This is a genomic window from Flavobacterium chungangense LMG 26729 (assembly GCF_000735715.2).
Classification (GTDB): domain Bacteria; phylum Bacteroidota; class Bacteroidia; order Flavobacteriales; family Flavobacteriaceae; genus Flavobacterium; species Flavobacterium chungangense.
The window spans coordinates 551,927-566,660 of the sequence record NZ_JASY01000001.1; the positions used below are offsets into that span (position 1 = coordinate 551,927).

A 14,734-nucleotide genomic window follows, 5' to 3' on the forward strand; every position below is an offset into this window, starting at 1 on the left:
CACAAAATGAAGAACAACATACTTTCAAAAATCATCATTGGTGGTTTATTATTCACCAGCTTTTATGGAAATGCACAAAAAACAAATTTAGAAGTTGACGTCACTGAAACCATTACGAAGATTCAGCCCACCATGTTTGGTTTGTTTTTTGAAGATATCAATTTCGCTGCAGACGGCGGTTTGTATGCCGAAATGATTAAAAACCGATCTTTTGAATTTGAAAAACCTTTGATGGGATGGGAGCAGCCTAATACAAAAAGGTCATCTTTGAATATGAATTCGGGTGTTGCAACTCCTATAAAGGTAGCAGAAAACGAAACCAATCCAAATTTCTGCCGTGTTCTTATAAATGATGACAAAGGATATGCTATCATAAATGAAGGTTTTAGAGGAATGGGTGTAAAAAAAGATGCAAAATACAATCTTTCTTTAAAGGCGGCCAATCATAACGGTGCTATCAAAAAAATAATTATTCAGCTTATTGATAAGGATAAAAAGGTAATTGGTGAAACGAGTATTGTTCCTGTTTCAAATGAATGGAAAAGTTATTCAACACAATTTACAGCTACTCAGACTGAAGCTAAAGCCAAATTAAAAATAACATTTGAAGGAACAGGAACGATTGATCTGGATATGATTTCATTGTTTCCGGAAGATACCTGGAAAAGCCGAAAAAATGGTTTAAGAAAAGATCTTGTACAGCTTTTGTATGATATGAAACCAGGATTTTTGCGTTTTCCGGGCGGCTGTATTGTAGAAGGAAGAACTTTGGCAGATCGCTATCAGTGGAAAAAATCGGTGGGCGATATTGAGAATAGAAGAACGATGATGAACCGCTGGAATGTAGAATTCAACCATAAACAGACTCCGGATTATTTTCAAAGTTTTGGATTAGGATTTTATGAATATTTTCAGCTTTCAGAAGATATTGGTGCAACACCATTACCTATTTTAAGCTGTGGAATGGCTTGTCAGTACAACACAGGTGAATTGGCTCCAATAGAAGAATTAGATCCTTACATTCAGGACGCTTTGGATTTAATTCAGTTTGCCAATGGGGCAGAAGATACCCCTTGGGGAAAATTACGCTCTGATATGGGACACCCAAAACCGTTTAACCTAAAATACATTGGTGTTGGAAACGAACAATGGGGACCGGATTATATTGAAAGATATAAAGTTTTTGAAAAAGCAATAAAAACCAAATATCCAAACATTATTATCGTTTCAGGAAGCGGCCCTTCGCCTGATGGTGAGCATTTTGACTTTGCAATGGCAGAACTTAAAAAACTGAACGCAGAATTGATAGACGAACATTATTACAAAAGTCCACAATGGTTTAGGGAAAATGCTTCCCGTTATGATAATTACGACAGAAAAGGACCAAAAATATTTGCCGGTGAATATGCTGCGCAAAGTGTTTCGGGAGCAAATCCAAATAACAGAAACAATTGGGAATGTGCTTTTTCTGAAGCAGCTTTCATGACCGGATTAGAAAGAAATGCAGAAGTTGTCAATATGACTTCGTATGCTCCGTTAATGGCTCATGAAGATGCATGGCAGTGGACACCGGACATGATTTGGTTCAATAATCTGGAAGCTTATGGTTCGGCTAATTATTATGTTCAAAAATTATTTTCAACCAATAAAGGAACTGATTTATTAAACATTACCAAAGAAGGAAAACCGTTAACCGGACAAAATGATCTTTATGTATCTGCCGTGAAAGATATAAATACTAAAGAAATCATTATAAAACTGGTTAATACAGCGGTAAAATCACAAGATATTACAATTGATTTAAAAGGAAGCAAATTAGCAGCAAAAGGATCAGTAATTACGCTTACAAGTCCAAATTTACAAGATGAAAATACTTTTGCCGAACCTAAAAAAATAAGCCCGAAAGAAAATGTGTATAACTTGAAAGGAGAAAAAGCAGAAATAAACCTGCCATCTTATTCGGTTATTGTTTTGAAGTTTAAAATTAAGTAAATGATTATGTAAGATTAAAATACAGAGATTTATCTGGTTTTAAATCAGTTAAATCTCTGTATTTTGCATAATATCTTTTTTTTGTCTCAGGGGTAGAGTTACGGTAAACTCGCTTCCATTATTTATTTCACCTGTGGCTGTAATTGTGCCATGGTGTCTTTTAACTATTTTTCTGCAAAGGGACAATCCAAGACCGTTTCCTTCGTACTGATCCTTAGAGTGCAGTCTTTCAAAAGCATTAAATATTTTCTCAGCGTAAGCCGTGTCAAGCCCTATTCCGTTGTCTTTTATGCTAATTTGAACTGAGTCAGTTTCATCAATATTTATTACCTCTCCTGATATTATTATTTTAGGGGGCTCTTCTGATTTTGAGAATTTTAATGCATTGTGGATAAGATTGTAAAAAAGCTGATTGATTAAGATTGGTGCTCCTTCTATTACAGGTAATTCACCAATGATTAAGATAGCGTCTTTTTCATTTATAATCAGTTCCAGATCTGTTTTTATGTTTTCTATAACCTCATTAAGGTAGATCTTTTCAAACGGCTGCTTGTTTTTATCCATAGTTGAATAGGTGAGAATCCCTTCAATTATATTTTGCATTCTCTCTGCAGACTGATCTATTTTGTTTTGATATTTAATAATACTTTCACTAAAATTTGCTCCTTTGTCATTTTTAATCAGCCCATTAAAAATCTTAATTTTGCGCACAGGCTCTCTGAGATCATGGCTTACCACGTTAGCAAAGTGAAGTAAATCATCATTAGACCGACGTAATTCTACAGTGTTTTGTTCAACCTGTTTCTTTAATTCTTCCTGAAACTGTTTATGTTCATGAATATCAAGGATACTTCCTATAATCTTTATTGGCAAATCATTTTCATCGCAAATTATTTTTCCGCTAACCTTAATCCATTTTGAGCAAGTTTCATTTATTATTCGGGTTTCATACATTATTAAACCTGTATTCTTGGATTCTTTAATCGCTTTTTCACGGGCAAACAAATCATCCGGATGAAGTTTTGATAGTAATTCATCTATGTTGGGTGTGTTTTCGCTGCACATGATAGTATTGAAATTATCACATGTTTTAATCTCCTTAGTTAGTAAATCAATCTCATAAGTTCCTATTCCGGATGATTCAACGGCAATTCGCAGTCTTTCTTCGATACTTTGGATTTGTTGTTTGGCAAGGTATAAATCAGTAACATCAACACCGGTATTCATCACACCATACACTTTTCCATCCGTATCAAACAATGGGATGAAGCTGTAATTGAAATAATGGGATCGCATAGTACCGTTAATGAGCAAATCTACTTTTTTGTTTTCACCATGAAAGGCAATTCCGGTAGAAAGTACAGTAGTTGCCTGATCAAAGAAATCTTCTTTTTTGATCTCAGGAAGAACGTCGAGATAATGGTTTCCTATTACATTATCACCCTTACCCCATGTTTTTATCATAGCGGTATTAGCTAATTCAATTTTTAATTTGCTACCTGTATAAACCGCTATAGGCAAAGGTGTATTATCAATTATATCCTTTAAGATTCTGATGTTTGAATACATGACGATATGTTAATTTTATACGAAGCTAATCTTTAAAAATTCAATTTTGTTATATTAAGTAAGTAAAGTGTTTCATAATTATTACACTTAAAAAGTTTAAATTTTACTAAAAATACTTAAACGATTCTTAAACATCAAAATTATTATAGCATTATTAAAATATAAATTAAGATTTTTTTTTGATTAAATTGTTACTATTTTTGTCTAACAAAGTAGTTTATGAGTTAAACAAAATTGCTTGCTAAAGAGTATTGTTAATTAACATAATTTGAAGTGTTTACAAACGTTCTATTCTGTCGGAAGTAAAACATTTTTTTTACATTTGTCAGGAGAAGTAATAATTTAACTCTCCAAATAAAATAATACTGTTAATTAATGAGTGGAAATTTGACTTCTTTAGTACCTTCAGCCTTTCTTAGTGATTTAAAAAATAAAACTTCAGATTCCCACAGAAAATTAGAAAGCCTGCCAATATCAGCCTCGATCTTGTCTCCTCACATGAAAATATCAGATTACATTCATTATCTGAGTCTGATGTATGATGTACATAAAAACACTGAAAATGTTATCTTTCCATTATTATCAGAGATTATAACTGATTTACATGAAAGAAAAAAAAGTCATCTTATCGAGGATGATTTAAACTTTCTAAAATTTAATAAAAGGGATTCAAATTCTGTTTTTGATACTCAGGAAATCACGATACCTTTTGCTCTTGGAATTTTATATGTTATAGAGGGTTCTAGTCTGGGCGGAAGATTTATATTAAAAAATATTTCAAAAATTCCGGGTCTTGACAATGGTCAGGGAACTGTCTATTTTCAGGGTTATGGAGATACAACAAGTAATTTTTGGAAAAACTTCCTCGGCTATTTGTCAGAATATGAAGAGAATCATAATTGTGGAAATGCAATCATAGAAGGAGCAACCTATGCTTTTGATAGTATTTACAATCATTTTAGGAGTACAGAAAAATAATGAAAATTAAAGACATTGTTAATCGTGATCTTGTTACATTAACGAACTGCGAACATGAACCTATTCATATACCGGGTAAAATCCAGCCACATGGTTTTCTGATTGGTTTAACTTCCGAAGGGAAAATAGATTTTTGTACCGCAAATATTTCCTGGTATGTTAGTGTTACACATACGGAAGCACTTGGAAAAAAAATTAGTGATATTTTTGGAACAAAAGCAGAAAAGCAAATTTTTGAATATATCAATAATGACAAAAATAAGGATGTTTTTCCCCTTGAAATTGATTTACTTGGAAAATTTTTTCAAATCAGCATACACAAAAGTTTTGATATTTATGTTTTAGAAGCCGAATTCCAATTTGCAGGTAAAGAAAAGCTGGCCGATGTCTACACACAGACCATTCAGTTTGTAACCCAGATGAATGATACTACTTCACTCAAAGATTTGTGTGCCCTTGTTGCTGAAGGAACACGCAAAATAACAGGGTATGACCGTGTAATGATTTATCGCTTTGATGAACAGTATAATGGTGAAGTTTATGCTGAAAACTGCAGAGAAGATTTAGAACCATTTTTAGGACTGCATTACCCACACACTGATATCCCGGCTCAGGCAAGGGAATTGTATATAAAAAATCAGCTAAGACTTATTGTTGATGTTGATTATGTACCAGTTCCGATTTTTACAGTTGATGATAAAGAAGGTAAAAATCTGGATTTAAGTCTTTCGATATTAAGAAGTACATCTCCAATTCATGTTGAATATTTGCAAAATATTGGTGTCGGCGCGACGCTTACCATTTCGCTTATCCATAATGACAGATTATGGGGGTTAATCGCATGCCATCATTATTCAAGTAAAAATATTTCTCCTGAAATCAGACTGGCTGCTAAGCTTCAGGGGCAATTTATTACTTCACAGATTGATATACGCCAGTCAAATGATGAAAATGTAAACGCCCAACAAACAGCTTTAGCTCTGGAACAATTATCAGGGATGCAGTTTCCTCTTTTGCAGGAATCAGTTCAAACTATAGTAGAGGCGCCTGAGTTATTAAATATTTGTAATGCAGCCGGTGTATCGATTATTAGCAAAGGTAAAATATACAAAAACGGTCTGGTTCCTGCCGAAGAACAAATTGAAAATTTAATAGCTAAAATTAAAAATAAAACCTCTGACAAACTGTTTGTCACTAATAAATTAATTGATCATTATGATGATATAGGTAAATATTCCAGTTTTGCCGGAATTATTTATCATTCCGTTGGAAACTCTGATTACATAATCTGGTATAGACCTGAAACAATATCCGAAATCAACTGGGGTGGAGACCCTGAAAAAGCCATTATCAAAGACAGCACTGGTCTTCATCCGAGGAATTCTTTTGAAATCTGGAAACAGATCATAAAAAACCAGAGTACTCCCTGGAAACAATATGAAGTAAACGGAGCAGTACAATATGCGAATACGCTGCACAACCAGCTTATGATGATTTCGTTGAGTGAAGAAGAAGAAAAGTATCGAAACCTTAGCGAAATATTAAAAGAAACTAATTCAGAACTTGAAAACCTTAACTGGATTAGTACTCACGATCTTCAGGAGCCCTTGCGTAAAATTCAGTTATTTACTTCCAAAATGCTGTCTGAACCGAATATTAACCAAAGTGAATCTATTTTTACATCTTTACAGAAAGTATCTAAATCTGCAGGCAGAATGAGAATTTTGCTTGATGACATTCTTAAGTTTTCACGAATAAAATATACAAGGGAGAATTTAGAAAAAATCGATTTAAATAATATTCTAAAGATGACACTGGTTGAAATGGAAGAAACCATTTCTGAAAACAATGCAGTAATCGAATATGAGAATCTGCCGGAAGTTCATGCGATATACTTTTTAATACAGCAATTATTTTCTAATATTATCCAAAATTCTTTGAAGTTTGCGTCTTCTGAAAGAACTGCTCATATTAAAATAACAGCCTCTCAGGAACCTGAATTAGTACGCCATTCTAATAAGATTTACTGTCATTGGATTTGTTTTTCGGATAACGGAATTGGCTTTGAGCAAAAGTATGCAGAAACTATTTTTAAAGTTTTTGGAAGATTGCACAATCAGGAAGAATATAAAGGCTCAGGTGTTGGCCTTGCATTATGTAAAAAAATTATGCAAACCGTTGGAGGTACAATTCATGCTACAGGTAAACCAGGAAATGGGACTGAGGTAAAAGTTTATTTCCCGTGTGATCCTTTGGATACTCTTTTGTAATCATTTCGTAATTGAAAACAAAACTCATTTTAAATCGGTATTTTGATTGCGGTACTCACCTGGTGTCAGGCCTAAAATTTGTTTGAATATTTTTGAAAAATGAGGTAAATTAGAAAAACCTGTGTCCATAGCGATTTCTAAAAATGTATTATTTGTAGTTGTAATGAGGTATTGGGCTCTTTCTATCTTCTTTTCATGAATATAATTTAACGGTCTTTGGCCTGTATGAATTAAAAATTGTTTTGAAAAATAATCCTGATTTTGATTTATTCTTTTTGCTAATGCTGCGACGGTAAGATTTTCACTTATATGAAGCTGTACATAACTCATTGTATCCAGAATTTTGGAAGGTACTAATTGTGAATTGTTTATTTTGAAATCTTTTGAACTCAAAAATCTGGAAACCAATTGGAGAAGAATACCCTGGTTTTCAAATTGATGGTGCGTTTTCATTTTATTATTAAGTGACTGATATTCCTTGTAGTAAGCTTCTTTCTCATAAACCTTCGGATTATCTGACCGGTTAATTCCTCTTCCCGGATTAGTTTTAAGTAATCTTTTAATCAGTAAAATATCAATTTCACTGGCAGGCAATTTCATTACGCTTCTATTATTGTTAAACAATGATATTCCATCAGGAGATTCTTCAAAAAATTGAATAAAATACTGACTCAGATAAGCATCACAATTTAGGTTACAAATGCTAAAACTTGGTATAAGATATAAATTACCAGGCTCTAAAGTCAGACGCTGAGTACTGTCTGAAATAAATCCAATTCCATCATCAATATAGTAAAGTCTGTAATAAGGACTAATAACATTATCATAATTCCAGTGATGATTCAGTTTAACATAATCTACATGTAATAAGGAGAACGAATATTTGAAAATACTTTTAGACATAATAAGTAGTAAAAAGACGTTTTTGAATAATAAAAAATCGTTTTTGAATAAAAAACGTTTACTCCTCTTCGGTTATATTTGTTTTTATTTATCCTGAATTTTAAGAATAAAAAAATAATACCAAAAATAATAACAGATAAATTTATAGAATACTTAATTATATATTGTTTTATGAATATTTAAAACAATATAGCAAAGTAAATAAATATAATCGGAAATATATAAAAAATATGAATAGACGTAATGCTTTAAAATTAGCAGCTTCAGGATTAGTAGGCTTATATCTGTCACCCTTATTAGCTCAGAAAAATGTATTTAGTTCTTCGGTATCCAATGGACCCTTTGAACCTAATTGGGATTCTCTTGCTAAATATGTGGTTCCGGACTGGTTTCGTGATGCCAAATTTGGAATGTGGGCACATTGGGGGCCGCAATGCGAACCTGAAGCGGGTGATTGGTACGGAAGAGGAATGTATGAGGAAGGCTCACGACAATATAAAATTCATGTGGAGAAATACGGACATCCCTCAAAATTTGGTTTTAAAGATGTAATCAATGTCTGGAAAGCTGACAACTGGAACCCGGAGGAATTGGTGAATTTATATAAAGATGCAGGAGCCAAATATTTTATGGCAATGGCAAATCATCATGATAACCTGGATCTGTACGATAGTAAATACCAGCCAGAATGGAATTCGACCAAACTAGGGCCTAAAAAAGATATTATTGGAGGATGGGAAAAAGCAGCCCGTAAAGCTGGTCTGCCTTTTGCAGCAAGTGTACACGCAGCTCATGCATGGAATTGGTTTGATACTTCTAAAGGTGCTGATAAAAATGGGCCTTTGGCAGGAGTGCCTTACGATGGTAATTTGACTAAGGCTGACGGAGCAGGAACCTGGTGGGAAGGATTGGATCCTCAGGATTTATATGCACAAAATCATCCATTAAGCGGAACACCTTCAGATAATTCATCCATACACAGTCAGTGGAACTGGGGTGACGGGGCTTCAGTACCATCATCAGCCTATTCTGAAAAATTTCATGACAGAACGATCGATTTGATCGAAAAATACAATCCTGATATGATTTATTTTGACGATACGGCATTTCCGTTGTGGCCTGTTAGTGATGCCGGTTTACGTATAGCGGCACATATGTACAATAAAAGTCTTCAGAAAAATAAAACCGTTCAGGCAGTAATTACAGGTAAAATTTTAACTGAACAACAGCGCAAAACCATGGTTTGGGATATCGAAAAAGGACAAAGTAACAATATCGAACCTTTGCCCTGGCAAACAGATACCTGCATTGGTAACTGGCATTATGACCGAAACGTTTATAATGATAAGCGTTACAAATCGGCAAAAACAGTTATTCATACTTTAATAGATGTAGTGAGTAAAAACGGAAACTTAATGCTTAATATTCCGGTACGTGGTGATGGAAGTATTGACGAGTTAGAACGTACCATCGTGAAGGAAATTGGTGTCTGGATGAAATTAAACAGCAAAAGTATCTATGGTACCCGTCCATGGAAGATTTTTGGCGAAGGCCCTCAGCAGGCAAGTGCGGGAGCCTTAACTGCACAGGGTTTCAACGAGGGAAAAGGTAAACCTTATACAGCAGAAGACATTCGTTTTGCTCAAAAAGACAAAAAACTGTATGCTACGGTAATGGCCTGGCCAGAAAACGGTACTGCTGTTATCAAAAATTTAGGGACATCAAATCCGTATCATACAGAAAAAATAAGACAGATAAAATTAGTAAGTACAGGAGAAAAACTAAAGTTTAAACAATCTGAGCAAGGTCTTGAAGTATACTTTCCAAGTAAGAAACCGGAAGCTTCTTATGCAAATCCTTTAGAAATAATTTAGATCTAAAAAACTGCCTGCGAAAATGATGATAATATTGACTTCATAAATTAAAAAAATATCTCGGCACTTTAGAATTCTTATAAAAATAAATTGAAACAATGAAGCAAATAACAATTTTATTTGTCTTGCTTATTCCTGTATTTGGTATTGGACAAGTGGTTAAGAGTTATAAAAAACATACTGATAAAGTAGTTATAACTCTCGATAAAGGAGAATTACATTTAAGTCCTTTAACCGAAAATGCCATCAGAGTTCAGTATGGACTGGAAATGAAAAGTCAAATTCCTGAATTAGTTTTTACTTCAAAAGTTAAGATGCCAGATTTTAAGATTTCGGAGTCCGGCACATTAATTGAAATTGCTACATCAAAAATGACCGTTGTAGTAGATAAAAAGAGTGGTGCATTGTCTTATCGCAATTATGAAGGAAAAGTTTTTCTTAACGAAAAATCAGGCGGACGTATTCTTAAACCAGGTTTAGTACAAGGAGAAGCATGCCATATTGCTGAGCAAAGGTTTAGTACTTTACCTGACGAATATATCTTTGGTACAGGTCAGTTTCAGGACGGACATTTGGATATTAAGGGATTGCCCAGAAGGTTAACTCAGGTAAATACACAAATTGCCATACCATTTATTATGTCTAACAAAGGCTATGGTTTGCTATGGCATAATTACGGACTTACTGATTTTAATCCTGCCGATAGTATTGTGAATTTAAAGCCTTCAGGTACAAGTGGAGAAGCCATCACAGTTGATGTTACCACTACTAGTGGAAATCAAAAAGAAACTCGCCAGGACGGGGTCTTTACCGGAAATTTTGAGGTTAAAGAAAATGCTGAATATGCGATTCTATTAGATGTAGGGCAAAAAATGGCCAGAAAATGGCAGTTATCTATTGATGGTAAAGAAGTTATTAATTTTAAAAACCATTGGCTGCCTCCCACAACCAGTATATTGGTTAAACTAATGGCAGGTAAACACCATATTGTAGTTACAGCAGAAAAAAATGATCTTCCTGTAGTGCATTATCGCAAAGTTGTTAATGAAACCGTTTTTAGATCTCCTGTCGCTGATAAGCTGGATTATGTTGTTTTTGCAGGAAATTCAGATGAAGTTATTTCCAGCTATCGTAACCTGACAGGACAGGCCCCGCTTATGCCCATATGGTCTTTAGGTTATATTCATTGTCGTGAACGTTTTACCACTCAGGATGATTTGCTTGAAAATGCCAGAGTATTCAGAGAGAAAAAAATACCAATGGATTTAATTGTTCAGGATTGGCAATATTGGGGAAAATACGGATGGAATTCGATGAAATTTGATGAACAAATGTATCCCGATCCTTCTGCAATGGTAAAAGAACTGCATCAAATGAATATGAGGCTGATGCTTTCTGTTTGGTCCAAAATTGATAAAGAAAGTGTACTTGGTCAAGAATTTGACAAGAAAAATTATTATATCCCAAATACCCAATGGGTCGATTTCTTTAATCCCGATGCAGCAAATTATTATTGGAAGAGTTTTAGTGAAAAGCTTTTAAAACCATATGAAATTGATGCCTGGTGGCAGGATGCTACTGAACCGGAAAATGATGATTTGGTAAATAGAAAAATAAATAACGGAACAACACCCGGAGAGCAGATGCGAAATGTGTATCCGATGTACGTAACAAAAACAGTATATGAAGGTTTACGAAAAGATGCTCCGGACAAAAGAGTTTTTATTCTTACAAGAAGCGGGTTTTCCGGACAACAGCGTTATGCATCAGCCGTTTGGACCGGAGACATAGGTAACGACTGGGAAACCCTGCGCAGACAACTAACAGCCGGATTAAATTATTCGATAACAGGATTGCCCTGGTGGACTTTCGATTCAGGAGGATTCTTCCGTCCCGGTAAAAGCCAATACACAGATACTAAATTTCACGAACGCTTTTTAAGATGGTTTCAGTTTGCTACATTCTGTCCATTACAAAGAGTCCACGGATATGAAACGAATACTGAATTCTGGCGATATGGTGAGAAAGTAGAAGCTGAATCTTTAAAATACTTAAACCTTCGTTATCACCTAATGCCCTATATTTATTCGCAGGCAGCTGACATCACTTTTAAAAACGGAACCTTGATGCGTCCGTTGATAATGGATTTTGCAAATGATACAAAAGCACTTCAGCAAAATTACCAGTATATGTTTGGTTCAGCTTTTCTTGTTGCCCCTGTTGTTTCAGAAGGTGTGGAGAACTGGGATGTTTACTTGCCGGAAAACCAATCAGGATGGTTTAATTTTTGGACAGGAAAACACTATAAAGGCGGACAGACAGTACAAACAGCTGCATCTCTCTCGACCATTCCCTTATATGTAAAATCGGGTTCTGTAATTCCAATGGGAGAAAAAATGCAGTATACAAATGAAAAAAAAGCCGATACATTACAAATTAGAGTGTACACAGGAGCTGATGGCAAGTTTGAACTTTATGAAGATGAAGGAGTAAATTACAACTATGAGAAAGGAGCTTTTTCGACGATACTTTTTGAATGGAAAGAACAAAAACAAACGCTGACCATTGGAAAACGAAAAGGTGGAATTTTTAAAGGATTAATTGAAAAGAGGGTTTTTAATATTCTTTGGGTTGATGAATCAAACGGTATTGGTATAGAAAACGTAAAAACAAATGTTTCGGTAAAATACAATGGAAATAGTATTGTTATTCGAAAAAAAATAAAAACATCAAAGTAAGATCAATGAAATACATGTATTTAATATTCTGTCTCCTTATTTCGACTTTGTTTACAATAAATGCTCAGGAAATTGTATCCCCAAATAAAAAAATTAAGGTTATTGTCTCTCAAAAAGAATTTAATGAAAAGCCGTATGGACAAGTATACTTCAAAATTTTGTATAAAAACAAATTGGAATATATTGAAGTAATGCCAAATTCACCAATGGGTATCTACAGAGAGGATCAGCAGTTTACTAATAACCTGAAATTTGTGGGTGAATCAAAAATGCAAGAGATTAACCAAAAATATGAAATGATTTCCGGTAAACGAAAATTGTGTGCTAATTTAGGAACTGAAAAAGTTTTCAAATATGTAAATTCGAATAACAAACCCATAAATATTGCTTTTAGAGTTTATAATGACGGAGTAGCATTTCGTTATGAATTTACAGAGAAAACAGATTCATTAATTAATATTACAGACGAAAGCACCACTTATGTTTTTCCACCAGCTACTAATCGTTGGTTGCAGACATATACTGAATCGTATGAAGATTTTTTTCCCTTTTCAGACACAGGTAAGAGCGATAAAGATAAACAAGAATGGGGATTTCCAGCCTTATTCAAAATAAATAATAATCCTGTTTGGGTATTAATTTCTGAGGCAAATATTTCAAAGAATAATTGCGCTGCAAAATTAAATAACGCTACAAATCCAAACGAATACAAAGTAAGCTATGCTTCACCCAGAGATAATTTTAAACAAACGGGAGTTAAAACTAACTTACCATGGCGTTCGCAATGGCATACATTAATCATTGGTCAATTATCAGATATAGTAGAATCAACTTTGATTACTGATGTCAGTGAACCTAACACATTAACAGAAACGAACTGGATAAAACCGGGTGCGGTTTCCTGGATCTATTGGGCTTACAATCATGGGTCTAAAGATTATCAAAAAGTGGTAGCATATACAGATTTGGCTGTTGAAATGAACTGGCCCTATCTTCTTATTGACTGGGAGTGGGATGCAATGAGTAACGGCGGAAATATAACTGATGCGGCAAATTATGCTAAAAGCAAAGGTATCAAACCTGTAATTTGGTATAATTCGGGAACTTCATGGCTTGAACCAACTCCTGTTGACCGTTTGTTAACAGCTGAAAAAAGAGCTGAAGAATTTGCCTGGCTTAATAAAATTGGAATATATGGTATTAAAGTTGATTTTTTTGCCGGTGACCAACAGGATATGATGAAATATTGTATTGCTATTTTGAAAGATGCGGCAAAATATAAGTTAATGGTAAATTTTCATGGCACAACAGTACCGCGCGGCTGGGCTCGTACATATCCGAATTTAATGACTACCGAAGCAGTTTATGGTGCCGAATGGTACAATAACAAACCCGTTCTTACTTCTAAAGCTGCAGTACACAATACAACACTTCCTTTTACCAGAAATGTAATTGGCTCGATGGATTATACACCGGTAACTTTTTCAAATTCGCAACACCCTCACATTACATCATATGCACACGAACTGGCATTATCAGTAGTTTTTGAATCTGGTTTTCAACATTTTGCCGATAGACCAGAAGCTTATATCAATTTGTCTGCAGAGCCCAAAGAATTTCTAAAAAATGTTCCTGTAACCTGGGACAACACCAAGCTTTTGGATGGTTTTCCGGGGGATAAAATTATTATAGCCCGAAAAAAAGCAAAACAATGGTATTTGGGAGGACTTAATGGTAAAGACGAATTACAAACATTAAAAATAAATTTCGATTTTCTTGATGTCGGAAATTTTAAATTAAAACTTATTAAAGACGGCTTAGATGATAAATCATTCGGTGTTGAAGTAATAAAAGTAAAAAAAGGAGATATTTTGAATATTCAATGTCTGCCAAGGGGAGGATTTGTAGCAGTTTTGGAGAAGTTAAGTACAATGAAAAATTAATAAAGAATTTAAAAAATTATGACTTCAAAAAAACTATGTTATGCCTGTGATTTAGTTAATAATCCGGAATTAATAGAAGAGTATAAAAACTATCATTCTAAAAGTAGTACCTGGCCCGAAATCACTAAAAGCATTAGAGATTCCGGAATTTTAGATATGGAAATTTATATACTTTCCAACAGGTTGTTTATGATTATGGAAGTTGATGAAACCTTTAGTCCCGAGCGCAAACAAAAGATGGATAACGAAAACCCCAAAGTTCAGGAATGGGAAAATTTAATGTGGAAATTTCAACAAGCCCCTCCAACTGCAAAGGAAGGAGAGAAGTGGTTACCTATGGAACAAATTTTTAAATTGTAATTTTTTAGATTACAATTTTAACTAAATTATAAAGCCTCCAAAGTCACTGATTTTGGAGTTTTTTTGTTCAAATGAACGAAAAATCTCTAATTATTGTTTAGATTTTT

The 14,734-nt window shown here is 34.1% G+C and carries 9 protein-coding genes; 7 read left to right on the plus strand and 2 right to left on the minus strand.

The window, feature by feature from the left end; translation table 11 throughout:
• Positions 1-6: 6 nt before the first annotated feature.
• Entirely contained in the window at positions 7-1,992 is a 1,986-nt protein-coding gene (locus JE46_RS02130) for an alpha-L-arabinofuranosidase C-terminal domain-containing protein (protein ID WP_031453611.1), read from the plus strand.
• Between the two features lie 48 nt (positions 1,993-2,040).
• On the opposite strand, the gene JE46_RS02135 is transcribed toward JE46_RS02130, so the two are convergent.
• The gene (locus tag JE46_RS02135; protein WP_051872794.1) at positions 2,041-3,561 is read right to left on the minus strand and encodes a PAS domain-containing sensor histidine kinase; all 1,521 of its coding nucleotides are present in this window, start codon (positions 3,559-3,561) and stop codon (positions 2,041-2,043) included.
• Positions 3,562-3,936: 375 nt separating this feature from the next.
• Here JE46_RS02135 and JE46_RS02140 point away from each other — a divergent pair, with 375 nt between their 5' ends.
• Both JE46_RS02140 and JE46_RS02145 read left to right on the plus strand, forming a co-directional pair.
• Positions 3,937-4,539: a biliverdin-producing heme oxygenase gene (locus tag JE46_RS02140; RefSeq protein ID WP_051872795.1), complete on the plus strand. Its 603-nt coding sequence runs from the start codon at positions 3,937-3,939 to the stop codon at positions 4,537-4,539.
• Complete coding sequence (locus JE46_RS02145) at positions 4,539-6,809, plus strand: ATP-binding protein (RefSeq protein ID WP_031453614.1); 2,271 nt, start codon at positions 4,539-4,541, stop codon at positions 6,807-6,809. Before JE46_RS02140 ends, JE46_RS02145 begins: the two co-directional genes overlap by 1 nt.
• A gap of 24 nt (positions 6,810-6,833) precedes the next feature.
• Here JE46_RS02145 and JE46_RS02150 read toward each other — a convergent pair whose 3' ends face one another.
• Positions 6,834-7,712 (minus strand): helix-turn-helix domain-containing protein, encoded by an 879-nt coding sequence (locus JE46_RS02150; RefSeq protein WP_031453615.1) that lies wholly within the window; start codon positions 7,710-7,712, stop codon positions 6,834-6,836.
• Positions 7,713-7,942: 230 nt separating this feature from the next.
• On the opposite strand from JE46_RS02150, the gene JE46_RS02155 reads away from it, so the two are divergent.
• The 4 genes from JE46_RS02155 (at position 7,943) to JE46_RS02170 (ending at position 14,627) form a co-directional block, all read left to right on the plus strand.
• Positions 7,943-9,586 (plus strand): alpha-L-fucosidase, encoded by a 1,644-nt coding sequence (locus JE46_RS02155; protein WP_031453616.1) that lies wholly within the window; start codon positions 7,943-7,945, stop codon positions 9,584-9,586.
• Positions 9,587-9,684: 98 nt separating this feature from the next.
• On the plus strand, positions 9,685-12,324 hold the full coding sequence (locus tag JE46_RS02160) for a glycoside hydrolase family 31 protein (RefSeq protein ID WP_031453617.1): 2,640 nt from the start codon (positions 9,685-9,687) through the stop codon (positions 12,322-12,324).
• A 5-nt stretch (positions 12,325-12,329) separates the two neighbouring features.
• Positions 12,330-14,267, plus strand: coding sequence for a glycoside hydrolase family 97 protein (locus JE46_RS02165; RefSeq protein WP_031453618.1), 1,938 nt, complete (start codon positions 12,330-12,332; stop codon positions 14,265-14,267).
• 18 nt (positions 14,268-14,285) lie between these two features.
• Positions 14,286-14,627, plus strand: coding sequence for an L-rhamnose mutarotase (locus JE46_RS02170; RefSeq protein ID WP_031453619.1), 342 nt, complete (start codon positions 14,286-14,288; stop codon positions 14,625-14,627).
• Positions 14,628-14,734: the final 107 nt, after the last annotated feature.

What these genes read in the sequence shown, in the direction of transcription:
- JE46_RS02130 (WP_031453611.1), top strand. Translation starts at nt 7, where the DNA reads ATGAAGAACAACATACTTTCAAAAATCATCATTGGTGGTTTATTATTC.
- JE46_RS02135 (WP_051872794.1), bottom strand. Translation starts at nt 3,561, where the DNA reads ATGTATTCAAACATCAGAATCTTAAAGGATATAATTGATAATACACCT.
- JE46_RS02140 (WP_051872795.1), top strand. Translation starts at nt 3,937, where the DNA reads ATGAGTGGAAATTTGACTTCTTTAGTACCTTCAGCCTTTCTTAGTGAT.
- JE46_RS02145 (WP_031453614.1), top strand. Translation starts at nt 4,539, where the DNA reads ATGAAAATTAAAGACATTGTTAATCGTGATCTTGTTACATTAACGAAC.
- JE46_RS02150 (WP_031453615.1), bottom strand. Translation starts at nt 7,712, where the DNA reads ATGTCTAAAAGTATTTTCAAATATTCGTTCTCCTTATTACATGTAGAT.
- JE46_RS02155 (WP_031453616.1), top strand. Translation starts at nt 7,943, where the DNA reads ATGAATAGACGTAATGCTTTAAAATTAGCAGCTTCAGGATTAGTAGGC.
- JE46_RS02160 (WP_031453617.1), top strand. Translation starts at nt 9,685, where the DNA reads ATGAAGCAAATAACAATTTTATTTGTCTTGCTTATTCCTGTATTTGGT.
- JE46_RS02165 (WP_031453618.1), top strand. Translation starts at nt 12,330, where the DNA reads ATGAAATACATGTATTTAATATTCTGTCTCCTTATTTCGACTTTGTTT.
- JE46_RS02170 (WP_031453619.1), top strand. Translation starts at nt 14,286, where the DNA reads ATGACTTCAAAAAAACTATGTTATGCCTGTGATTTAGTTAATAATCCG.